The 23708-nt window shown below is 42.5% G+C and carries 22 protein-coding genes and 1 tRNA gene; 10 read left to right on the top strand and 13 right to left on the bottom strand.

What is annotated here, in order from left to right:
• Positions 1-8 precede the first annotated feature (8 nt).
• The gene (locus FHS68_RS24930) at positions 9-380 is read right to left on the bottom strand and encodes a four helix bundle protein (RefSeq protein ID WP_167276559.1); all 372 of its coding nucleotides are present in this window, start codon (positions 378-380) and stop codon (positions 9-11) included.
• 236 nt (positions 381-616) lie between these two features.
• Between FHS68_RS24930 and lpdA the strand changes: the two genes are divergently transcribed.
• Both lpdA and FHS68_RS24920 read left to right on the top strand, forming a co-directional pair.
• Entirely contained in the window at positions 617-2014 is a 1398-nt protein-coding gene (gene lpdA, locus FHS68_RS24925; RefSeq protein ID WP_167276556.1) for a dihydrolipoyl dehydrogenase, read from the top strand.
• A 137-nt stretch (positions 2015-2151) separates the two neighbouring features.
• Positions 2152-2751 carry a DUF6036 family nucleotidyltransferase gene (locus FHS68_RS24920; RefSeq protein WP_229212055.1) on the top strand — a complete coding sequence of 200 codons (600 nt, stop codon included), beginning with the start codon at positions 2152-2154 and terminating at the stop codon, positions 2749-2751.
• 14 nt (positions 2752-2765) lie between these two features.
• Here FHS68_RS24920 and FHS68_RS24915 read toward each other — a convergent pair whose 3' ends face one another.
• A complete protein-coding gene (locus tag FHS68_RS24915) occupies positions 2766-3761 on the bottom strand; it encodes a polysaccharide deacetylase family protein (protein WP_167276553.1) in 996 nt (331 codons plus the stop codon).
• A 127-nt stretch (positions 3762-3888) separates the two neighbouring features.
• Between FHS68_RS24915 and FHS68_RS24910 the strand changes: the two genes are divergently transcribed.
• Positions 3889-4872, top strand: a complete 984-nt coding sequence (locus FHS68_RS24910) for a hypothetical protein (RefSeq protein ID WP_167276551.1) — start codon at positions 3889-3891, stop codon at positions 4870-4872.
• A 12-nt stretch (positions 4873-4884) separates the two neighbouring features.
• On the opposite strand, the gene FHS68_RS24905 is transcribed toward FHS68_RS24910, so the two are convergent.
• Genes FHS68_RS24905 through FHS68_RS24895 form a run of 3 tightly spaced genes read right to left on the bottom strand, consistent with a single transcriptional unit; the run spans position 4885 to position 7584 of the window.
• Positions 4885-5862, bottom strand: coding sequence for a bifunctional heptose 7-phosphate kinase/heptose 1-phosphate adenyltransferase (locus FHS68_RS24905; protein WP_208408444.1), 978 nt, complete (start codon positions 5860-5862; stop codon positions 4885-4887).
• A gap of 49 nt (positions 5863-5911) precedes the next feature.
• Positions 5912-6343, bottom strand: a complete 432-nt coding sequence (locus FHS68_RS24900) for a GNAT family N-acetyltransferase (protein ID WP_229212054.1) — start codon at positions 6341-6343, stop codon at positions 5912-5914.
• Complete coding sequence (locus FHS68_RS24895; RefSeq protein ID WP_167276548.1) at positions 6340-7584, bottom strand: bifunctional 3,4-dihydroxy-2-butanone-4-phosphate synthase/GTP cyclohydrolase II; 1245 nt, start codon at positions 7582-7584, stop codon at positions 6340-6342. The genes FHS68_RS24900 and FHS68_RS24895 overlap by 4 nt, the downstream gene beginning before the upstream one ends.
• 178 nt (positions 7585-7762) lie before the next feature.
• Here FHS68_RS24895 and FHS68_RS24890 point away from each other — a divergent pair, with 178 nt between their 5' ends.
• From FHS68_RS24890 to FHS68_RS24875, 4 genes are all read left to right on the top strand, one after another.
• Positions 7763-9709 carry a T9SS type B sorting domain-containing protein gene (locus FHS68_RS24890; protein WP_167276546.1) on the top strand — a complete coding sequence of 649 codons (1947 nt, stop codon included), beginning with the start codon at positions 7763-7765 and terminating at the stop codon, positions 9707-9709.
• A gap of 176 nt (positions 9710-9885) precedes the next feature.
• Positions 9886-11817, top strand: a complete 1932-nt coding sequence (locus tag FHS68_RS24885; RefSeq protein WP_167276543.1) for a T9SS type B sorting domain-containing protein — start codon at positions 9886-9888, stop codon at positions 11815-11817.
• Positions 11818-11869: 52 nt separating this feature from the next.
• Entirely contained in the window at positions 11870-12217 is a 348-nt protein-coding gene (locus FHS68_RS24880) for a YbaB/EbfC family nucleoid-associated protein (protein WP_167276539.1), read from the top strand.
• 2 nt (positions 12218-12219) lie between these two features.
• A complete protein-coding gene (locus tag FHS68_RS24875; RefSeq protein ID WP_167276536.1) occupies positions 12220-13248 on the top strand; it encodes a glycosyltransferase family 2 protein in 1029 nt (342 codons plus the stop codon).
• On the opposite strand, the gene FHS68_RS24870 is transcribed toward FHS68_RS24875, so the two are convergent.
• A complete protein-coding gene (locus FHS68_RS24870) occupies positions 13229-13450 on the bottom strand; it encodes a PspC domain-containing protein (RefSeq protein ID WP_167276534.1) in 222 nt (73 codons plus the stop codon). The two genes, FHS68_RS24875 and FHS68_RS24870, sit on opposite strands and share 20 nt — an antisense overlap.
• A 355-nt stretch (positions 13451-13805) precedes the next feature.
• Between FHS68_RS24870 and FHS68_RS24865 the strand changes: the two genes are divergently transcribed.
• The gene (locus tag FHS68_RS24865; RefSeq protein WP_026629450.1) at positions 13806-14000 is read left to right on the top strand and encodes a cold-shock protein; all 195 of its coding nucleotides are present in this window, start codon (positions 13806-13808) and stop codon (positions 13998-14000) included.
• A gap of 62 nt (positions 14001-14062) precedes the next feature.
• Here the strand turns inward: FHS68_RS24865 and lysS are convergent, their stop codons facing one another.
• Positions 14063-15778: a lysine--tRNA ligase gene (lysS, locus tag FHS68_RS24860; RefSeq protein WP_167276531.1), complete on the bottom strand. Its 1716-nt coding sequence runs from the start codon at positions 15776-15778 to the stop codon at positions 14063-14065.
• 208 nt (positions 15779-15986) lie between these two features.
• Here lysS and FHS68_RS24855 point away from each other — a divergent pair, with 208 nt between their 5' ends.
• On the top strand, positions 15987-18473 hold the full coding sequence (locus FHS68_RS24855; RefSeq protein ID WP_167276529.1) for an AsmA-like C-terminal region-containing protein: 2487 nt from the start codon (positions 15987-15989) through the stop codon (positions 18471-18473).
• Between the two features lie 2 nt (positions 18474-18475).
• On the opposite strand, the gene FHS68_RS24850 is transcribed toward FHS68_RS24855, so the two are convergent.
• From FHS68_RS24850 to FHS68_RS24825, 6 genes are all read right to left on the bottom strand, one after another.
• Positions 18476-19183, bottom strand: a complete 708-nt coding sequence (locus FHS68_RS24850) for a response regulator transcription factor (protein ID WP_167276528.1) — start codon at positions 19181-19183, stop codon at positions 18476-18478.
• A gap of 87 nt (positions 19184-19270) precedes the next feature.
• Positions 19271-20110: an SdiA-regulated/phytase-like domain-containing protein gene (locus FHS68_RS24845; protein WP_167276526.1), complete on the bottom strand. Its 840-nt coding sequence runs from the start codon at positions 20108-20110 to the stop codon at positions 19271-19273.
• 31 nt (positions 20111-20141) lie between these two features.
• Positions 20142-20615 (bottom strand): gliding motility lipoprotein GldH, encoded by a 474-nt coding sequence (locus FHS68_RS24840; RefSeq protein ID WP_167276524.1) that lies wholly within the window; start codon positions 20613-20615, stop codon positions 20142-20144.
• Between the two features lie 10 nt (positions 20616-20625).
• Positions 20626-21126 carry a hypothetical protein gene (locus FHS68_RS24835; protein WP_167276522.1) on the bottom strand — a complete coding sequence of 167 codons (501 nt, stop codon included), beginning with the start codon at positions 21124-21126 and terminating at the stop codon, positions 20626-20628.
• Between the two features lie 38 nt (positions 21127-21164).
• A complete protein-coding gene (locus FHS68_RS24830; protein ID WP_167276521.1) occupies positions 21165-21962 on the bottom strand; it encodes a (Fe-S)-binding protein in 798 nt (265 codons plus the stop codon).
• 16 nt (positions 21963-21978) lie between these two features.
• Entirely contained in the window at positions 21979-23319 is a 1341-nt protein-coding gene (locus tag FHS68_RS24825; protein ID WP_167276519.1) for a 4Fe-4S dicluster domain-containing protein, read from the bottom strand.
• Between the two features lie 243 nt (positions 23320-23562).
• On the opposite strand from FHS68_RS24825, the gene FHS68_RS24820 reads away from it, so the two are divergent.
• A tRNA-Phe gene (locus FHS68_RS24820) sits at positions 23563-23635 on the top strand.
• The last annotated feature ends 73 nt before the right edge of the window (positions 23636-23708 follow it).

The following is a 23708-nucleotide window of genomic DNA, read 5'->3' as shown; positions in this document are numbered from 1 at the left end:
GTGTTTTGTTACTTATTTACTGGAAAGTTTGGGGTCCTTAAGGTTTTGATGTAATTATTTAGTTTTATCGAAAGTGTATTGCAAAGTTGGGTTAATTCTTCGAATTTTTCTTTTGATAGCAAGTTTCTGTTGTAGGCCTTTGTAAGCCAAGTGATAGTTTCTTTCAATGAACCTCTTGAATAATAACAAAAGTTAAGATTATCCTTTAGGTGATAACGTCCAAACCCTTCTGCAAGGTTCGCCGACACGGAATCTGCTGCTCGTAAAAGCTGCTTCCCAAAAGCCTCTTTGTTCCAGTAGTTCCACTCACTTACGATTTGCCAGACATCTTCTCCAAGCCTCATAGCCAATTGGTAAATTTGTAAATCTTCAAGTCGCATAAAAACAATTTTAGTTTGTCTTTAGACGCAGATCCTTACTTGAAGTAACGAAACAATTTTGAAAAAAGAAGAGGCTAGTAAAATCTAGCAATTCCGAACCAACCCGAACAACCTCGAACCCTTTGTGAACTTTCTAATCGCAACAAACCCGATCCTAACACGCAATCCCTGACATTATTTACTACCTTTGCAGCAAAATTTTTTCAACCCATTTTGTAAAATAAAAATACCAGAAAATGGCTCAAACATATGATGTGATTGTAATTGGCAGCGGCCCCGGGGGTTATCCCGCAGCAATTCGTGCTTCCCAATTAGGACTTAAAGTTGCTATTATTGAAAAGGAAAGTTTGGGAGGAATATGTCTTAACTGGGGCTGCATTCCTACCAAGGCGCTGCTCAAAAGCGCCCAGGTTTTTGAATACATTAAGCATGCAAAAGATTATGGTATCAATGTCGGTGAGTCGTCTGCGGATTTTGCAGGTGTAATCCAACGCAGCAGAGGCGTTGCTGATACTATGAGTAAAGGAGTTTCTTTTTTGATGAAGAAGAATAAGATCGACGTCATCATGGGAACAGGAAAGGTGAAGGGTCAAAAAACAGTAGAGGTTACAGATAAAGACGGCAAAAAAGTGGACTACACTGCGGGAAAGGGTGTAATCATTGCAACAGGAGCGCGAGCCCGCGAGCTGCCAAACATTAAAATTGACGGTACAAAAGTTATCGAGTACCGCAAGGCAATGAGCCTTGAAAATCAGCCAGGCTCCTTATTGGTTGTTGGATCGGGTGCGATTGGGATGGAGTTTGCTTACGTATATGCTTCAATGGGTACCAAGGTTACTGTGGTTGAATTCCTTCCAAATCTGGTACCTGTCGAAGACGAAGACATTTCAAAAGAGATAGCTAAACAATATAAAAAGATCGGTATCGAGACTTATGTCAACTCAACGGTTGAAAAAGTTGATATCAGCGGAAATGGCTGTGTGGTTTCTGTGAAGACTCCGGACGGACAGAAAACATTTGAAGTCGATGTTGTTCTTTCGGCTGCGGGAATTGTCGCAAACCTTGAAAACATTGGTTTAGAAGAAACAGGAATCAAAACAGATAAAGGTAAGATCACCGTGAACGAATGGTATGAAACCAGCGTACCCGGATTTTTCGCAATTGGTGATTGCACGCCAGGCCCTGCATTGGCACACGTAGCCACCGCTGAGGCAATTATTTGTGTTGAAAAAATAGCAGGCCATAAGACCGAGCCGCTTGATTACGGGAACATTCCGGGCTGTACATTCTGCCAACCTGAAATCGCCTCCGTAGGTTTCACTGAAAAGAAAGCGAAGGAAGCAGGTTATGAAATTAAAGTAGGGAAGTTTCCATTTAAGGCGTCTGGTAAAGCGGTTGGCGCTGGTGTTACAGATGGTTTTGTAAAAGTAATTTTCGATGCAAAATATGGTGAATTCCTTGGCGCTCACATGATCGGCGCCAATGTTACCGAAATGATTGCAGAAGTAGTGGTTGCCCGTCAATTGGAAACCACTTCCCATGAAATCCTTCGCTCAATACATCCTCACCCAACCATGTCCGAAGCCTTGAAAGGTGCGACAGAGGCGGCTTATGGGGAGGCGATTGATTTGTAGATTCAAGCTTTTGGCTATTAGCTGTTAGCGTTTAGTTTTTTTATGTAAATGCCTGGGAATGTTGGCCCTGGGCATTTTTTTGTTTTAGCGAGGTTGGAATTATTTGTCTAATTTTATACAAGATCAATCCTTCAAGTATGTCGGTAAGCGAGCTGCGGGCCCTTTATTCTGAAAATATAGAAGCTCTTGTCAGGTTAAACACTTTGGCCGGGAAATTGTATCGATCCAACCCTCTCAATAAAAAAGTAGTTGTTATGGATATAAGCAGCGCAGATGTGCTTAATCTTCTAAAAAGTTTGAATAGGCATGATGTTAAATATCTGTTGGTCGGAGGTATGGCAGGAGTAGTCCACGGGCACATCAGAACGACTCAGGATATGGATTTATGGTTAAAAAGTGGTGAAGCAAATTCTACTGCAGTTATAAAAGCTTTAAGTGAAAATGATGTCCAGGGAGCAGATTTATTAACAGACATGCCTATTATTTTCGGCTGGACTTCTGTTAGATTTGGTATGTCAGGATTTGAATTGGATTTGGGACATTCGTTGAAAGCTTTTCAGGAAAGCGACTTTGATTCTTGTTATGAGCGATCATTAACAGCTGACTTTGAAGGAGTTCCATTTCATGTTATTCATTTGAAGGACCTAATAACAGAAAAGCAAGCCACTGCCCGTGCAAAAGATCTGGCAGATGTCGAAGAGCTTCAACGGATTTGGGAGAGCCAACAACATTCTTGATATACAACAAATTTTCATTTCACCTTTTGCCTTCGCTGCATCGCTTCACGCCAGGTGGTCAGGATAATCCCTTCTTTTTCAATGTATTTTTTCAATTCCGGATCGATCATGGCTAGAAAATCGCCTTCGCGGGTTGGCCAGGAGTCGGAGATTTTCGGAAAGACTTCCGTATGGATAGTGCAATGCATAATGACCATCGTTAAGCCGGGTTTTAACTTGCCAAATGCTTCGATGTATTTAGCCGTTTTGTATTTCTGCAAAGCTTTTTCCGACTTATCTCCATTTTCCGGACCCTTCCAGCCGTAACTCGTATTTTCCAGGTCGTCAAGCACAGGCAGGCCAGCATTCCAGAGTTGCTTTCCCACCGTCTGGGTCATTTCAAATCGCTCCGCAATCATTTTTTCCTCTGCCTGAATCGCGGTATTGTGGCCTCCAGGAAACATAACCGGAATTTTTTCCTGCATTCCGACCTTGAGATATCTTTCCAAAAATTCAGGTTTTGCGAAAAGTGTACCCATGTGTGAATCCAGGTGGGTCGGCTCAAATCCCATGGTTCTGGCCCGGTCCAGCTGCGCCCTGATTTCTGTTTCTACCTCCTCAAAAGTTGCGTTTTTGACTACATCCGCGACGCTGCGCCACATAGCACCCTGGCTGTCTACCAACCCCTTTACATTGGATTTCCCAGCCAATGGTCCCCAGCGATAGTCCTTCCATTCAGAAGTCATGGTGAGGTGCAAACCGGCATCTATATCTTTGTTTTCTTTCCAATAATTTACAAAACCGGGTACCCAGCCACAAGGCATCATAACACTCAGTGAATTGGCTACACCCTCGCGGATTGCCTTAATTGCGCCCTGATTGGATTCATAAGACATGCCTACATCATCGACGTGAATGATCAGCACTTTTTTACCTTTCGGGTAACCCAATTTTTCGGCGTAGGTTTCGCTAGACTGCGCCTCAGATACCATCGGTAGGAAGGCAAGCAGAAGTAAATGGATCTTTTGCATAAGATTGAATGGTTAATTGCTATACCTTATTTATTTGATTTTGTACTACTGTCAACCTCATCCCGTAGAACAATAGCCCTTGGCTTTTCTCGTTATTTGCCAAATTAACGCACCCCAAATTCCCTGCATGGCAAATTTCCGCAATCTGCTCAGCTTATTTTTGCTTTCTCAATTTTTTAATCCTACATATGCCCAACATTTTGCGCTTAGCCGGTTATTTTATCCAAATGTCTCGCTAAAGGCAGATTACACAGTTCCATCCAGCCTTGACGGGACACGGGACTATGGCATGTCGAGAACTGGCTTTTTTGGAATAATCCCTCTGCAAAGTGAAGTACAATTAGGATATAGTCTCAGGAAAAAGCTGGATCTCAGGGCTGTACACACGGTTATGCTTGCACAATACACACAAATTCAGCCCACCCTTGACGGCAAAAATAATCCGGAAAATGGCTATAAAACGCTTTCATTGGGTGTGATCCGATTACAGGCCAGCATTAAGGATCGGTTGTGGGTTTACGGAGGAGGGTTAGGAATGACTGAAACAAATGAGACATTTTTTAGCCCGCAACCCTTTTTCTGGGGTGGCGCTGCGCGGATGCACATTCTCGGTTTACGCACGCAGATCATGTACGGGTCGGTGATCGCATACAATCAAAAGCTGCGTTTTGTACCGGTTTTTGGTGTTAATAAAGGATTAGGAAGACATTGGCGCGCTTCTGCCGTCCTGCCATTCATGGCCAATGTCAATTATAAGGCTACCAAATGGTTTAATGTTGATATGCTTGCGGGTCTTAATGGGTATAGCGGAGGTTTTCAGATCCAGACCCCGGAAGAGAAGCAGCTTCGACGAGAAAATTATAGGCATATCAAAGTCGGTGTTTCGGCCAATGCACATTTATTTACAGCTATAAATATTTCTGTTGAAGCTGGCGTAACTACTTTTCGCCAGCTAAAGACTTTTAATAGTGCAAGAGAAAATCTGACTTCGTACACACCTGCAACGACTCCGTACATTGGTGCCAGTGTTCGCTACATTACGAGCCGCTCGAAGCTTTCGTCCAAATTTATTAGGAAAATGGGATTAGGCCAAACGGGCATTAACTGGTAATTTTTTGCAAATTCAATACAATTTCTCAGCCTCGGTTTTTAGGAGATTTTTATCGATCGGCACCACGCCGATCAACTCGCAAACCAATCCACCGCCCAAGTTGGAAATAGCCGCAACGGCTTTTGGAGGCAAACCAAGTGCGACACAACATGCTGCAATGCTGATTACGGTGTCGCCAGCACCTGATACATCCGCAATTTGCCGGATATGTGCCGGTAAGTGATGCATTTCATTTTGGAAATCAATAAAGACGCCTCTTTCTGAAAGTGTGATTAAAGCTCCTTTCACATTGAGCGTATCCTTTAAAAGCTGCACAGTTTCCCGTAGTTCTGTGGCGTTATCAGCATCAAAATCAATTTTCAAACCTTCGCGAAGCTCTTTCAGGTTGGGTTTAAAAAGCGTGGTGCCGTTATATGCAAGGAAATTGCGTTTTTTGGGATCTACAACAGTCGGCACCCCGTGTTCATTTGCAAAGGAAGTGATTTCAAAAATTGATTCAGAAGTCAGAACACCTTTATCGTAATCCTCAAAAATGATCACCTGACAAGATGGAATCAGTTCTTTCGCTTTGGAAACGAGTTTTGCAGTTTCTGATTTTGAGATGGGCTTATCAGTTTCGGTGTCAATGCGCACTACCTGCTGCGAGCCTGCGATGATCCGCTCCTTAATCGTCGTAATCCTGTCTTCACTGCGGATTAATCCTTCACAATTCAGGCCTTTTTCATATAAGCTGTTTTCCAGTAAATCTCCGGCACCGTCCGTTCCAATAATCGAGCAAATAATTGCTTCTGCACCAAGCGATTGTACATTCAGAAGCACATTCCCTGCGCCGCCAAGCCGGTATTCGCGTTTTTGTACATTAACAACCGGGACAGGCGCCTCAGGCGATATTCTCTCTACCTTTCCCCAAACATAGGAGTCCAGCATCACATCACCGATCACCAATACACGCAGAGCGTTGAATGCCTCAAATACTTGATTTATATCCATTGAAAATAGTATCGACTTTGAAAATTAACAGGATATCTGACTTTGAAAATCAAACATTAGCCACAAAATGAAGGCTGGTTACCTGAAATCTTTTATTTAAATAAAGCCTATGGGCATTGGTTCTTGCTTCACTGACGCCAGAATCCAGATGCACCTGATCGTATTGTCCTTTTTGAGCAAAATTCATAATCCAATCCAATAGTAAGCCAGCATAACCTTTGCCGCGATGATCAGGTAATGTTGAAAGGTCATCAATGTAAATGTATTTGCCCCGAAAAAGATTGTAGCCAGTTTCAAAAACAGCCACTGCTGCTGCATCTTCTCCGTTCTCAATAAAGATGATTACCCTATTATCTGCCAGCGTCTTTTGCACTGCGTCGAGATACAAATCATCAGTAAGTGAAGGCCTTAGCGCCTGAATGGCCTTCCGACATTTGAGTAATTCGCTTTCAGTAGTCGCGCTCTGAATACTAACCATCATTTATTAATGGGAATTGTAAGATTACTGAGATTGTGACCCATCTTGTCTCTTTTCGTAAGAAGGTATTTCTCGTTAAAAGGATTAGAGGGAATTTCGACGGAAACGGAATCGACAATCTCTAAGCCATAACCAATGAGCCCAGCCCGTTTTTTAGGATTGTTAGTGATCAGTTTGATTTTGGTAACTTCCAGATCTCGAAGGATTTGAGCCCCAACGCCATAATCCCTGTCGTCCATTGGAAATCCGAGTTCAAGGTTGGCTTCGACCGTATCACGGCCCATTTCCTGCAATTTATAGGCTCTTAATTTATTCAAAAGTCCAATGCCGCGGCCTTCCTGATTCATATATACGATCACACCCTTACCGGCTTTATCCACCATATCCATTGCCGCATGTAATTGTGGCCCGCAGTCGCAGCGGCAGGATCCAAAAATATCACCGGTAAGACAGGAAGAATGTACACGTACCAAAATAGGCTCGTCTTTTTCCCAGGTTCCTTTAACCAATGCAAGATGTAAATCGCCCGTGTTAATCTGTCGGTAGGCGATCAGATCAAAATGCCCCCAATTGGTAGGCATATCCACACCAATTTCCCGTTTGATCAGCGATTCTTCACGAAGACGATATTCGATCAGGTCCTTTATACTTACAAGTCTTAAGTTGAATTTGTTTGCAATTTCGCGCAGCTGGGGCAGGCGCGCCATCGAACCATCTTCATTAAGAATTTCAACCAAAACGCCGGCCGGGGACAATCCGGCCAAACGAGGGAAATCAATAGCAGCTTCTGTATGACCTGTGCGACGAAGTACGCCGCCTTTCTTTGCTTTTAAAGGAAAAATATGCCCCGGCCGGCCCAGATCCTGTGGTTTCGTTTCTTTATCTACAAGCGCCTGAATCGTTTTTGCACGATCGCTGGCGGATATCCCGGTTGTACATCCATTACCCAGCAAATCCACCGAAACTGTGAATGCAGTTTCATGAAGGGCAGTATTATTTCCAACCATCATTTCCAATTCCAGTTCGGCACATCGCTCTTCTGTGATCGGAACGCAAATAAGTCCGCGGCCTTCCCTTGCCATAAAATTGACAATTTCAGGAGTGACCAGTTCGGCGGCACATATAAAATCACCTTCATTTTCACGATCTTCATCATCAACAACGATGATCATTTCGCCTCTTTTTATTGCCTGGATGGCTTCTTCGATAGAATCCAGCAGGATCGGACTATTATTCGTATTCATTAATCGGGTTGATGAAAATACTTTTTGGCCAAACTCGTTTTTATTGCGCAAAGGTATTTGTTAATGTTGAAAGTTCTATTTTTGAACTCCTATGCATCTCAACAAAGGAATTGCCTTATCCGTTTCAAAGGTTTAAGCATCAACCCAAGGCATTATTCAGGGACAATTTTACTCATTTATGAATATTAAGCTATTGATCGCATTTTTGTTAGGCAGCTGTTTGCTCCTACCTAAAAATGTTTCTGGTCAATTTTGTGGCAGTACAGGCGGCTTCTCCATTACACCTGCCCAGGGATGCGCTCCACTGACGGTCAAGCTCAATAATCTGGTGCCAAGATCAGAAAGTGTTAGTTATGCATTCAACTTTGATCGGTCCAGGACGACCGTTCCCGACATTAAGGAAACCACTCAGGATTCGTCCTACATTTATCAGCTTGCCGGAACTTACACGATTTTGCAATTTGGAAGCGCCGGAGGAACAGGGTTTAGCCAATGCAATGACGTAATCGTTAAGGAAACAAGAGGCCCGAAGGCTGAACTGATTACTTGTCAGAATGGTCGGGCGAGGCTAACATTACCAAGTGATAGTATCTCAAATGCATATGACGCGATAGAAATCAATTGGGGGGATGGATCAAGACAGTCGGTCAGCGCAAAGGGAAGTAAACCCCTTTATTTAGATCACTTTTATAGTCCCGGGTCAGGGGTTCCAAGCGTAAAAGTTCAGGGGAAATATTCGGGAGGTGACTGCGAGCAGGAACTGGCTACCACCACATTAATGAGTAATACAGGTTCCGGATCATTTAAGAACATTAGAATCCGGAGCGTTGAAATGCTTGCATCGGGAGAGGCAAAAATCCTCTATGAAGGAATGGAAGGGGTGCCGACAGAAGTTTTGATTGATAAAGGAGATGGTCAGTTTGTTTCCACTGGCAAAGCAGGTCAAACGGGTGGCCCGCAATCGGCGACAATCGGAAATCTGAATCCGGGGCAGATTTATAGATTTAAATTGTCTTCCGAAGACTTTTGCGATAATCGGGTTGAAAGTCCTATTGTCAGCAGCCTGATCTTGAAAGAAGGGTCATTTGCATTGGATGAAATTATTTCAGTTGGGTGGGAGAACCAGCCTAACACTGAAACACTCATAGAATACCAATTGAAAAGGGATGGGGTTGTCATTTTCACTTCTGCGGATCAGCTTTTTTATCTTGATAAAGATGTTAAATGTGGGATAACCTACAAATACGAAATTGTAGCGATTATTGAAAACGATGTCCGGTCCTATTCTGCACCATTTAGCATTCAACCTAAAACATCATCACCTGCGGTAATCAGCGTTGCAAGTGTGACGGTTGAAGATGAAAATACAATTATAACCAATGTTGAAATTTCTGGCGAAGGCCTGACCAGCACTTACGATCTGATTGTGGAGCGTGCGCCGCTGGGAAGCACAAATTATACGCAGGTTTCTCCTCCGGATAACGGAAGTCTGCAATACCAGGATTCGAAGGTAAACACCAGTGAAAATGCATACTGTTATCGTTTTGAGTATAAAAATGCCTGCAATTTGAGGTCACCTGAGTTCAGTCAATCTGTTTGTTCCATTTTATTGAAAAGCAATACTTCCGAAATTTCGTGGACAGACGACATACCATTTACCGACGCATTGGGTGGATATGATCTGATAGAGTTGGATAATGGTGGTAGTGTAACGAATATTATTCCGAAGCAGACCAGCACAAATCATACACTGGATCTCGGGGCTCAAACAGAATTTTCATTTCAGATCGAAGCCAAATCGGCGGATGGGAAATTTGTCAGTAAATCCAATATCTTAAATGTCAGACAAGAAGCGATTGTTTTGATACCTGACGCATTTACACCGAATGGGGATGCGCATAATGAGCGATTCGAGGTCAAGGGGTATTTCATTTCAAAATTCAAAATGTCAGTTTTCGACCGCTGGGGAGAAGTCGTGTTTCATTCCACTGATATAAGAGGGAGTTGGGACGGGAAGATAAAAAATGAAAATGGAGCGGGAGGGCAATACCTGTATAAAATTGAAGCAATGGACGCATCAGGCCGTGTCATTTCGAAAAACGGGACTTTTTTGTTGATTAGATAGGATTTTTTTAATGGCTTAATAATGAGGATAATACTTTGGAGAGTATGCCGTTAGATATTTGCCCCTAATACTTTCCTGTACCATAAATTTGCGGTCGTTTCAAGCAATTTGGTGATTCTCTTTACTCAATGTTAGTTAACACTCGAAAAGAAGTTATGACTTAATTTTGCACACTTATGAAATTAATAATACCCTTTTATCTAACTATTTTTCTATTTTGGATTTTTTCAATTTCTCCGATTGACACATCCGCGCAAGGTCTGTGCGATAGGGGTGGGGGAAGTTTTGATGTCAATTTTACAGAAGGCTGTGCACCACTTACAGTCAGTATTACTAACACGTTACCCAACGCACTCTCCGTTGAGTATGCAGCTGCTTACGATGGGAGGTCTGCAAATCCACCCATTCAGAGTGTCGCTTTCGTTGCTTACAGAAGCCCTGGAATCTATACATTACTGCAGCGGGCAGTTGGTGCTGGTGGAGTTGTATATGCTTGTAAGACAATCACAGTATACGAGAGTAGATCGGTAAGCTCAACATATTCGTCCTGTGGAGGAGGTAAGATTACATTAATTCTGGCGGAGGATCTTGTTATTACAGGATACGACCAGGTTCTCATTGAATGGGGTGACGGCAAGACGGACATTTATAAACCAGGCGGTAGCTATACTTTTGAGCACGTATACGCGGATGTAAACAGCAGCCCCACCGCTAAGATTACTGGCCAGCATGTTGGCAAATCATGTGCACAGGGAGCTACTGCTAGCGTTCCTATTTCTTTTCAACAGGCGCAGTTGAATGATATCTCAATTAAATCCGTCGAAATGCTTGGTGGCGGAATATTAAGGGTTAATTATTTAGGAGTTACCGCTATCCCGACAGAAGTAAAATACAGCACTGATGGCAACAATTATACAACTGCCGGAAAAAGATCTTCGGGAGGTGTTCAGCCATTTGACATTAATAGTGTAAACGTTAATCAGGTTTATACCGTCAAATTGAGTTATCAAGATTTGTGCCAGGGTATTACTGATAGTAAAGATATCATCAGCAGTGTAACACTATCAGGAAAATCAGAAAATGGACAAAACGTTCTTACTTGGAGCCAGTATCCTAATAATCAGGACTTTGTAGGCTATGATCTTCTGCGGGATGGAGTCGTGATCAAAACTTTTACTTCGATTACCGACATTACCTATGCAGATGGGGACGTCCAATGTGGAAGCTATTCAGAATATCAGGTGATTGCCAAAATTAAAGACATAACATCTATTTCTGCGCCCGTGGGTGTAAAAGCCGAGGTTGCAAATCCTCGTCCGATTCAGGCCGCGTCGGTTTCAGTCGGCACAAACAATCTGATATTTTTAAAAGCAGATGTGCCTGGCGCGGGCCCGAGCAGCACTTATGACCTTTCGGTAGAAAAAGCCGAGGCTGGTAGCACAACTTTCAAAAAGATCATAACATTATATAATCAAAACGAATATTCTGATCCGGATGTGAAGGCAGATGAATTGTCTTATTGCTATCGGTTTAGCTATCAAAATTCCTGTGGACAAAAGCTTCCTGTCACCGAACCTATATGCTCGATCCTGTTAACGAAGGAGTTGACTTCACTTAAATGGACTCCCGCGCTGCCGTTTCTGGGAGGCTTATCTGGTTACGAGGTTTTGCAGATCGGATCGAGCGCTGGCGAGGTGGTGCCGGTTCAGATGAACACGCAGTACACAATCAAGCTGAGTTCCCAGAGTGATCTCGAATACAATTTCCAGATCAGGGCAACTTCTCCGGACGGAGGTTTTGAAAGCCTTTCCAACATCATCAATTATAAGCGAAGCGCGGGCGTGTTTGTGCCGGATGCGTTTACACCCAACGGTGATGGAAACAACGATGTGCTCGAAGCTAAATCCACCCAACTTCAATCCTTTGATTTTTCAGTTCTTAATCGTTGGGGAGAGGTCGTATTTCATTCCGATGACATTGCAAATGGTTGGAATGGAACGATAAACGGGGCAAACGCCCCTGTCGGATCTTACATTTACAAAATGACATTCGTAGACGACATCAATCAGACTGTTGAAAAAAGTGGTACTTTTATGCTTTTACGGTAGGAACCATTTCCGTTAAATAAGCTTTATAACCTAAGACTTAACAAGTACAAATATGTTTGGAAATATGGCTGACATGATGGGGCTGATGGGTAAAATGAAAGACCTCCAGTCCCGCATGAAAGAAGCTCAGGATCAGTTAAGCACAATCACACAAACCGCTGAGTCGGGTGGGGGATTGGTAAAAGCCACTGTTAATGGCCAGAAAGCGCTTATAGCTCTTGATATTGATCAGGATCTGGTGAATCCGGATGATAAGGAAATGTTGCAGGATCTTATCGTCGCAGCAGTAAATAAGGCATTTGATAATATTGAACCAAAAATAAAGGAACATTTACAAAAAGCTACGGATGGGGTACTCCCCAATATCCCGGGATTGGATTTGGGAGCATTTATGAAATAATTATGGCTTCCTCTGTTGCGATTGTAATCCTGAACTACAACGGTCGACACTACCTCGAAAAATTTCTTCCCAATGTTGTCAGATACTCGGATAACCATGATATCTGGATAGCCGACAATGCCTCCACCGACCAGTCTCTTAACTGGATTACGGAACATTATCCGACATTAAATATCATTCAAATACTTGAAAATAAAGGTTATGCCGGGGGCTATAATGCGGCTCTAAAGCAAATTCAAGCCGATTATTATATCCTGTTAAACTCCGATATCGAAGTAACCGACAATTGGATCGAGCCCGTAATAGCCTTCATGGACTCGGATCAAGCCATTGCAGCATGTCAACCCAAAATACTTGCTTACGACCTGCCGACTCACTTTGAATATGCGGGGGCAGCCGGTGGATACATGGATTATCTGGGTTATCCTTTTTGTAGAGGAAGGATCTTCGATACTCGGGAGGAAGATATAGGCCAGTATGATGATGTGAAGGATGTATTCTGGGCAACCGGGGCCTGCTTATTTGTAAGAGCATCGGCATTTCACGAAGCCGCCGGCTTCGATGAAACGTTTTTTGCCCATATGGAAGAAATTGACTTGTGCTGGCGGCTGCTAAATCTTAAACACCGGATCACATACTGCGGCAGATCAGTTGTTTACCACGTTGGAGGGGGCACATTGCATAAATCCAATCCAAGGAAGACATTCCTTAATTACCGCAATAACCTGGTCATGCTTTTTAAAAACCTGCCGAAAGGAAGAAGGTGGAAAACGGTTTTGATCCGACTCATACTGGACGCCTTATCGAGCGTACGATTTATGGCGACAGGAGCTTGGCCGGACGTAGTCGCAATTGCAAGGGCACATTTCGCTTTTTATAGAATGATCCCTACGCTGGTAAAACAAACACCGCGTACCACTTACAAGGCACCATTGTATTATCGAAGTGTTGTTTGGGAATATTTTGTTCTTGGAAAGCATCGGTTCGACCAGCTAACCGGAGTAGAAAGGCCTACAACTCCCAGATCGTAGGGCTGTTATGTTTTCTCCAATGCTGGCGGATTTCCATCCAAAATGCCAATACCAGATATAAAATAATGGGAGAACCAAAGGTCATGAAAGTAGCATAAATAAAATATTTCCTAATACTGCTGGCAGGAAAATTAAGCTTTTCGCCCAACTGCGCACACACCCCAAATATTTGGTCTTCAACGAAATATCGAAGCTTGTTCATACCTTGATTTTGAATAATTACCTCATAATTAGCGATTTTCACGCCGATAAACAATTGCAGGGAAATTTTTTTTGCCAAAAGGAGGCTTAAAAAGGCAAAATACCGCTAACTCGTAAATTTGCAAATTCTTCAATCAAAAAAAATTGTTTTACAAACAATTTTTGTTTCTTTGTGATTGAAGATTTTGTAAGTAGTTCATTATATTCAAGATGTCTTGATGAAAATTGCCATAATTTCTTTTGCTAATGTGTTGAGCCTCCCTCAATTATTTGGTAATGACTTTTGGCTGCTTTATTGAAACGCCTGCGATTCTTTTGTATTTTCACCTTATTTCAATTTTTTTATTTCAACCATTATGCCAACAGGTACTGTAAAATTTTTCAATGAAGCTAAGGGATACGGCTTCATCGTTGAAGACGACACAAACAGAGACATCTTTGTCCACGTGACAGGATTGGGAGGCCTTACCATCCGCGAAAATGACCAAGTAGAATACGAAGTCGTTGAAGGTAAAAAAGGACTGAACGCTGTACAGGTAAAAAAGATATAGCTATATTTTTTTTGCAGGAATCAAAAATGCCGCTTCATGAAGCGGCATTTTTGATTCCTGGATTATCCGACCCAAGCCTTTACATCATCCAAAACAGGCATTTTCTCTTCTATTTTTAACTTTTTTCTGAGACCGCCCAGGTCGTTGAAGATCTTATTTGGATTAGCTGTTTTAAGTTGCTCAATCGTGTGGATACTCATTTTCTGCAAAGCCGGAATCCATACCGAAGGAACTCCTGCATCCAAATAATCCGATTCTTTCGCAACTTCAACCTTTTTTTCAGGCCGCATTTGCGGGAAGAAAATCACTTCCTGAATGCTTGGGTTATTAGTAAGCAACATGGTCAGACGATCAATACCAATTCCAATGCCTGACGTTGGGGGCATCCCGTAATCCAGTGCGCGAAGAAAATCGTCATCCATTTCCATGGCTTCTTCGTCTCCGCGTTCTTTTAATTTAAGCTGATCCTCAAATCTTTCACGCTGTTCGAGCGGATCATTCAACTCCGAGTATGCATTGGCGATTTCCTTGCCATTAACAAAAAGTTCGAAACGTTCCACCATGCCGTTTTTCGACCGGTGCTTCTTGGTCAACGGTGACATTTCCACAGGATGATCAATGATAAATGTGGGCTGAATGATGTGCTCTTCCACTTTTTTTCCAAATATCTCATCAATCAATTTGCCTTTGCCCATGCTATCGCTGACATCCATTCCCCACGTCCTGCATTGTTCACGAATTGCGTTTTCGTCCAATGCCTCTACATTGAGGCCGGTGAATTGATGAATTGCATCCGTAATGCTCAGCCGCGGATAAGGTCCTGCAAAATCCAGTTCGAGGTCGCCAAATTGCGCTTTTGTAGTTCCATTGACTGCCAAAGCCACTTTTTCAAGCACATCTTCGGTCATTTTCATCATCCAGATGTAATCCTTATAGGCAACATATAATTCCACCGTCGTGAATTCAGGATTGTGTGTACGGTCCATTCCTTCATTGCGGAACAGTTTTCCAAACTCGTAAACACCTTCAAAACCACCCACGATAAGACGTTTCAAGTGCAATTCGGTAGCGATGCGGAGGTATAAGCCAACATCCAATGCATTATGGTGCGTGGTAAATGGCCTAGCCGCCGCACCTCCGTGGATCGATTGCAAAACTGGCGTTTCTACTTCCAGCCAACTATTCGAATCGAAATAGGAACGCATGGTAGTAATTATCCTGGCACGCTTGATAAAAATGTCGCGCACTTCGGGATTTACAATGAGGTCGACGTAGCGTTGACGATAGCGAAGTTCTGGATCCGTAAAACCGTCATGTATATTTCCATCCTCATCCCGCTTAACCACAGGCAGCGGGCGAAGTGATTTATTTAAAATCTTGAATTCCTGGACATGGACCGAGATTTCACCAGTTTGTGTCGTGAAAACGTACCCGGTAACTCCGATGATATCTCCAATATCGAGCAGCTTTTTAAAAACAGTGTTATACAGGGTTTTATCTTCTCCCGGGCACAGATCATCCCTGCGGAAGTATAACTGAACACGTCCCGTACTGTCCTGGAACTCGGCGAAAGCAGCGCTCCCCATAATCCGGAAGCCCATCAGCCGCCCGGCCATGGTCACATGCTTATAGTCGATCTTGTTGTTATCGTAATTTTTGAGAATGTCAGCGGCATAAGCGTTTACCACAAATTCCTCTGTCGGATAAGGCTCAATGTTCATCCGGATCAATTCTTCACGCTTTTGGCGGCGTAAAATTTCCTGTTCGCTTAGTAGCATTTTAGAGCAATCATATTTAAAATCAAAATTCTCAGCTCTCAAAAGAGTCGGCAAAAATACTATATTTTGATGTGAATATCGAAGACGGAAACATTAAGATACGTTGTTTCGTTGCTAAGGTATATCATGGCACGTTATTAATGTCTTGTTCCTTGGCAATCACCAATTTCACACACTATCGAGTTAATGCCTTAATCCCTTCGATCACATGTTTGCAAGAGTTTTAAAAATCTTTGGTATTGTTGCCCTTTGTGCTGTTTTCATGTTTGCGGCAATAGAAATATGGGTTTATAGAAACAAAGAAAAGATATTTCGTAGCGTTCAGGAGGTTGTAAATGAAAACCTGAACGGGAACCTGGAAATTGAGGATTTTAAATTCCGCCCTTTCTATGGAGGTTTAGGGCTTAACTTCACCCTGTCAAATGTCAAACTCACCGACAGCCTTTACCTCATTCATAAAAAACCTTTCCTCGAGGCGGAGCTAATTCATGTTGCCCTTGATCTGAAAGGATTTTACAAAGGAAATATCAAAGTCAAAAATCTGGTTATCGAGAATGGGCACATGAAAATGTTTGTTCAGCGTGATGGTTATTCTAACCTTACCATTTTTAAATCTGCAAAAACTTCGAAAACTAAAGAGGGCACGAACGATAACAGCATTTTTAAAAAACTGGGAAATCTTCGTTTTGTAAATTTCGGAGTTAACTACGCAGATTCAGTCCGGCAAAAATATTACGGGGCATTTTTCAGGGATGCTACTAACATTGTTACGCTTACGGACACCACTTCCAATGCTACTTTTACAGGCTCTGTTTTTTTCAATGGACTTACTTTTAAGCCAAAGAAGGGAGGTTTCTTAGTTAATCAGGAGACTACCCTTGCATTGGCTATGGCATATGATGAGGATAACAAAAAGCTAAAAATATATCCCTCGGTTCTTGAAAGTGCTACAAATGATAAAATTGAGATCAACGGTGAGTTTGATTTTTCCGATACTATAAAACACTTTAACCTGAATTTTGAAGCAAAAAAAATAGCGATCAAAAATGCGTTGCCCCTTTTAACGGCCAGATTAAGTAAGCAGATTGACTCAATTGGCATTCAAACCACAGTGGATACGAAGGTCAAAGTGGTGGGTCAGTTGTCCGAACAGCAGCCTCATGTGGAGGTATACTTTAAGACCGACACTTTTAACTATGCGTTGCCTGTGGGGGTTTTAAGGAATATGCAGGCTACTGGGATCTTTACCAATCAGGCAGATACGACCCAGTTGCCGGATATCTGGAACTCTCGGCTGACTGCCCCCAAGGTAACAGGCTTTTTTGAGACCATACCATTCAGTTTGAAACTAGCAATCAATGATTTTACGAATCCCAGGGCAGATCTGGACGGAAAAATTGAGGCCGATTCGACAAATCTGGGAGACTTACTGGATCCTGCACGTTACCGTTTCAAAAATGGCACGGCAAAAATCGATTTTCATTTTGACGGTAATCTGAAAAAGTTCTATAATCCTGTCAAAGATCAATTTGACGGAAAAATCCTTGGAAAGATTTCTATTAATAACATTTCGATGGACTACCTTCCTCGAAAAGTGCATCTGAGCAAAATAAAAGGTGATTTTACCTTCAATGAAAAGGCAGTCGTATTCCCGGATCTCCATTTTTTCGACGGTCAGAATATGCTCTATATGAGAGGTAAATTGCTGGATATGATACCATATCTATTCGGTTCGCCCAAGCCATTGCGAGCCAATGTTGATGTTAATATCCCTTCCTGGCAACTCAACTGGCTTGAAACATTGCTTGCCCCCAGAATTGTTTCTAAGCGAAAAAAGAAGAAATTAAAACTGTCGGAATTGCTGGATGACGCGATCGATCAAATGGAAATTACTGCGAAGCTGGACTCTAAAAAGCTAAAATATAAGCAGTTTTCGGCAAGGGATGTGAAGGGACAATTTACGATTAAGAATAACGCTTTAAGCATTGAATATTTTGTGATGAAAGCATTTGGAGGCGGAAACGTGAAAATTACCGGCCAAATGGATAACTCTGGTAGAAGCCAGCTGCCACATCTGGCCATCAAGGGTAACATATCCAATGCAGACGTTCACTCGGTATTCTATTCGTTTAATAATTTTGGGCAAAAAACCATAACCCATGAAAATATCAAAGGGATATTAAATACCGATTTCAATTTCGAATCCCAACTGAATAATAGTGTACAGTTGGTGCCTACGACAATGCAGGGCACATTGCATTTTGATTTAAGGAAAGGATATATCATCAATTTTGAGCCTTTCATGAAAATGAAGCGGCTTATCTTTAAGAAGCGAAATTTTGAGCAGGTTAAGTTCGCCACAATACGGAATAATATTCAGCTGAAAGGGCAAGAGATTATGATTGCCCCAATGGAAATTGAGTCCAATGTGGTTACCCTCTATCTGGATGGTATTTACAGTTTTGGGAGAAAAACGGATATTAATATACAAATCCCGCTTAGTAACCTGAAAAAAAGAGATTCAACTTACGTGCTCGACCCGAACAATGTGGAGAAAAAGGAAGGCTCAAAAATATATCTCCGGGCAATTGACGAAAATGGGGAGGTAAATATTAAACTAGCCTTTCGCAAGAAAAAGGATAGGAAATCAAAACAGGACGAAGCGGAAATCAAGCCTGAGGACATTGAAAAGTGATCCTATTTCTCGTTACTGAACATATATCCGACACCTTTTAGTGTTTTGATGTAACTGTCCCCCAGCTTCTCACGCAATTTGCGGATGTGCACATCCACAGTCCGTTCCAGAACATAAATGTCGGCGCCCCAGATTTTTTGCAGCAATTCGTCCCGACTGAAAACTTTATTAGGCGTTTGGGCTAAAAAAAACAATAGTTCAAATTCTTTCTTCGGCAATATCACCGATTTCTCACCTGCCTGAGTAACTGTATAATTCTTCCTGTTGATCGATAAATCAAGAATTTCAATGGTATCTCCCGATTCGGCTTTCTGTGCTTCTCTCCGGAATAATGCATTAATGCGGCTCATTAATGCACGGGGCTTGATAGGCTTGGTAATATAATCATCCGCACCCACGTCAAATGCGGCCACTTCGGAATATTCCTCCGATCGTGCTGTAAGAAACAGGATATAAGTGTTTTTAATGTCGGGATTCTGGCGAAGGATCCGGCCCGTTTCGATGCCATCCAGTTGGGGCATCATGATATCCAGCAGGATCAGATCAGGTAGGAATGACTTGGCAATTTCAATGGCTTTTTTACCATTTGATGCAGTTTGAACAGAGTAGCCTTCCTTGTTTAAGTTATATTCTAGCAGTTCAACGATATCAGAATCATCGTCAACGACCAGTACTTTCGGGGCTGACGACGCGGTTTTTGCGGTGCTCATTGTTTTTATGATTAAAACGCGATTCGAAATTAGCGGATGTGATGATCACATTACATGAATAATGCCATTGTTAACATAAACATAATATCATCGATAAATAATCCTGTAAATGTTGCGTTGCTCGTTGGTGACCAGCATATCGGTATTGTTCAAAAAGAGAAGCGCTTCATTTTGCTTCTTTACCAGACGAAAACAAGCCAGTGGTTTTTTAAAATCAATACCATTTTCTGAAATTTGGAATGTGAGTATTTTACCATAAGTAAGCAGGGCAAAAGTTTTACCATCCGGACTGATGTCGGCAGAAGTTACCTGGGTATTGATTTTAATGCTGTCCAACGCAGCCAGTTCGTAATCACCCTTTTCCGCAGGTACCGAATACAATTTAACGAACTTATTCTTCTCCCAATTTTTTGAAAAAAGCCATAACTTTTTGTCATGATAAAAAAAAGACTCGCTATCAAGGATGGGCTTTTCGGGACTGCTATGGCTATTTTCTTGACCAGCGTAATGGAAAGTTATCTTTTCAGTGTGCTGATCTTCGACATTGAATTTATAAATGTCGAAGGATTTTCGGGGTACCGTATTGTTACCAATGTCGCCAATGTAAAGATTACCGTCGTTGTCCTGGGCTAGATCTTCCCAATCTATATTTTTTGCATTCGGCACAGTTTCAGTTGCCACAAGTTTGCCCTGCAAGTCAATTTTATATAGCTCTGCCGTGCCGCCGCTGTCATTATGTGTCCAGAACGTGTTATTTCCGCCAGCCTTTGCCAGTCCGGAACTTTCGGAGGCAACAATTGGAAGCTTGCCTATTTTATTGATTTTGTAATGGGACCGCATTTTCCGGAAACCATATGCCTTATGATCAGGTTGGCAAGTACAGAACATGGTTTTGAAAGCAAACCAGACATATATAAACTTACTCATCCATTCAACGTTACATCCCCTTCCAAACGGTTTACATCTTAACTTTTTCCACACTCACACCAATGCTCATAACAAACGGCAATGGATTTTGACGCATGGATTGAGAAAGTGTAAAAGTGTAGATGCCGGATTTGGGGAAATGGTAGTTTTTGAGAAAAGGTATCTTATGGTCAAACAGATCACCCAATCCATTACCATAAGGCTTGCCTGTAAGTTCATTGGATAAATAAACCTCTTCGAGCGTGTTGGAAATCACTTTCTGATCGGGCCCAATGAATTGTCTGGTGAGATATAGATTGTAATAAGGATATTGAAGCGCGTTTCTGAGCACGTAATAAAGGTTATAAGCCTGCAGCGTATCCTTTATTTCAACTTTAAACGTGGGTTTATTTTTAATGTACCAAAGTCCGTCATCTATATCTTCATGGGCCTTGTACACCACGTTTTTGTCGCAGGCAAACAAAATGGCACAAAAAAAGAGGATAGCGGGGAGGGAAAACTTCATAAATGATTGATTAAGAACTGGCTTGCTCAGTAAAATAACGGCTTAACCAGGAATTGGATGCTTGAATTTTCCAACGTTTCATCCACTGCGCTTTCGTGCTCACCTGATTGTCGAAAATAGTAGTATAGGGCTGGATCACCTCATCAGCTACCGCCTGCTTGATTTTTGGGATAGGTAAAGTTTGAACCTCATCATTGTCGTCCAAATAAGCTAGCGATCTATCAAAAAAGTCAATGTTCATGCGCTGGCCAATTTCCTTAAACCAATGCACAGAAGTATCAATGGAGCACCCGCTAGGTAATTCATGCCGCTCATCGACTGCTATAATTACAAATCTGTTTTCGAAAACTTTACCGGAAGCAGTGAGGCGTTTGCCGTGCGCTTCCCAGGTATCAAGGGAAGCCTTTAATGTCTCCGTAATAATCCCTGCTTCCTCGTCGGTTAATTGTCTATTGGATTGATAAATCCAGATCCGGGATTGAAGATCGATATTACTGAAAGGTATATACATGGCAAAGTTTGCGATATGAACATGAGTCTGATGTCTTTTTATAACCCTTGGCCTTGTGCAATCAGTTCAGCAAGGTCATAAATTTTGACGGAACCTTCTTTCTCTTTGTTTTTGATTCCGTCCGTCATCATTACCATACAAAACGGGCAGGCAACGGCAATAGTATCGGCCCCAGTTTCCAATGCTTCCTCAATGCGCTCAATGTTAATGTCTTTTTTTCCTGCTTCAGGTTCTTTGAACATTTGTCCGCCTCCTGCACCGCAACAAAGCCCTTTGGTCCGGCAACGTTTCATTTCAACCAGGTCCGCGTCCAAAGATTCGAGTACATGCCTCGGCGCTTCATAAATGTTATTTGCGCGACCAAGATAGCACGAATCGTGAAATGTTATTTTTCTTCCTTTAAAAGCCAGTCCGCCTTCTGTCCTCACACGGCCTTCATTGATGAGCTGCTGCATATACTCCGAATGGTGCATTACCTCATAGTTACCGCCCAATTCCGGATATTCATTTTTAAGCGTATTGAAGCAATGCGGGCAGGCAGTTACAATTTTTTTAACCCCATACATATCCAGCACCTGAATGTTGGACATCGCCAGCATTTGAAAAGTAAACTCATTGCCGGCACGTCTGGCCGGGTCGCCTGTGCAACTTTCTTCAGTGCCTAATACAGCGAACTTTACCCCTGCTTTATTCAGGATCTTGACAAAAGCGATGGTGACTTTTTTGTAACGGTCATCGAAAGAACCTGCGCAACCTACCCAGAACAGCACTTCCGGCGATTCATTGGCAGCAGCCATTTCGGCCATCGTAGGAACTTTATAGGTTATTTCATTCATAAAACCTTGATTTTGGCTAGTCCAGTGACTTTTTTTCCAAACCCTCAACCCAATTGAAGCGGTCACCCGGTGAAAATTTCCATGGTGACTGGTTAGTATCCAGATTCTGGAACATCATATTCCAGGAGCCAGGGGCCCGCGCCTCATCCATAATCTTATATCTGCGAAGCTGCAAAATAATATCCAGCGGGTTGATCAACACTGGACATTCCTGCACGCAGGCATTGCAGGTCGTACATGCAAGGATTTCTTCTTCCAGAATGTAGTCTCCGATCAGGTTTTTGCCATCAGGTACAAATGCTCCTTTATTGGCCTGCATATTTTTCCCAATATCTTCCAGCCTATCGCGCGTATCCATCATGATCTTGCGTGGGGAAAGCTTTTTGCCCGTCAGGTTGGCGGGGCAGGAAGCTGTACACCTTCCGCATTCGGTACAGGAGTAGGCATCCATAAGGTTTTTCCAGCTCAGATCCGGCACATCTTTCGCTCCGAAACGTTCGGGAACAGCTGCCTCACCAACCTGATTTTCAAGGCCTAACATGATCTTAACCTCCGAAGTAATTTCCGGCATGTTATCCATTTTGCCTTTTAAAGAAAGCCTTGAGAAGTAAGTATTCGGAAATGCCAGGACAATGTGCAAATGCTTGGAGTAAGTAACGTATACCGCAAAAACGAAGATGCCGAGAATGTGAAACCACCAGGCAAACCGCTCGACAACAAGCAGCATATTTTCATTTAAACCTTCAAAAACAGGTGTGAGGGCCTGACTGAAAAAGAATACGCCCGTTTGAATATAGTGAGGGTTACCAATATCCTGTAAGAGACTATCTGCGGCGTTCATACTTAGGATAGCCATCATTAAAATGATCTCAAAAACGAGGATTAGCTTTCCGTCCAGCTGCGGCCAACCGTTCATTTCACGATGTCTTCCCGGTTGCAGCCTCTCCACTTTGGTAACAATTCTGCGGATTAGAAAAATAATGCAGGATACCAGCACCCCAATCGCCAACAATTCGAAAAAGCTGATCAGATAAGCATAAAATGAGCCCAGAAGTGGTGCCAAGATTCTATGTTTTCCCAATGCTCCGTCCAGAATGATTTCCAAAACTTCGATATTAATGAGAATAAAACCGACATACACAGCCAAATGCAAAACTCCGATCAGCGGGCGATCGAACATTTTTTTCTGACCAAATGCGACCCGCATCATAATCGCGAGCCGTTTTTCCGGCTGATCTTTCCTGTCTTCATCTTTGCCGAGCAGTATCGTTTTCCGGATCACATTTACCCTCTGAAAAACCAGCCAAGCGGTTATTCCAAGGATCAAAATAAATGCAATTTGTTGGACAACGGCCATTCAGATGGATTTTGAAGTGTTTTGAAGCGGTTAGTATGCACGCATACCATAAGCAAATATGAGAAAAATGCTTTTGGCAGCAAATGGTTTGAGAATAAATTTAATGTACCGCAAAACGTAAGTTTAAGGCAATCAAGATAATAACGGGCAGGAATGGTGTATTTGCGAAATTATTTTGCAAATAATTTGAAAAGCCAGGGCAGACTTCTATTTTTGCAGTCCCAAAAGGGGCCAACTGAAAGCGGTGATGTAGCTCAGTCGGTAGAGCAAAGGACTGAAAATCCTTGTGTCGGCGGTTCGATTCCGTCCATCACCACAGAAAACAAAGCTAGCCGCTTGATAATCAATAGATTGTCGAGCGGTTTTTTGTTTGGTTTACATTCTGGTTT

The sequence above is a fragment of the Dyadobacter arcticus genome, from assembly GCF_011762185.1.
Taxonomy (GTDB): Bacteria; Bacteroidota; Bacteroidia; order Cytophagales; family Spirosomataceae; genus Dyadobacter; species Dyadobacter arcticus.
The sequence above is the reverse complement of the archived record's forward strand: the minus strand, read 5'-3'. Positions and strand labels throughout refer to the sequence as shown.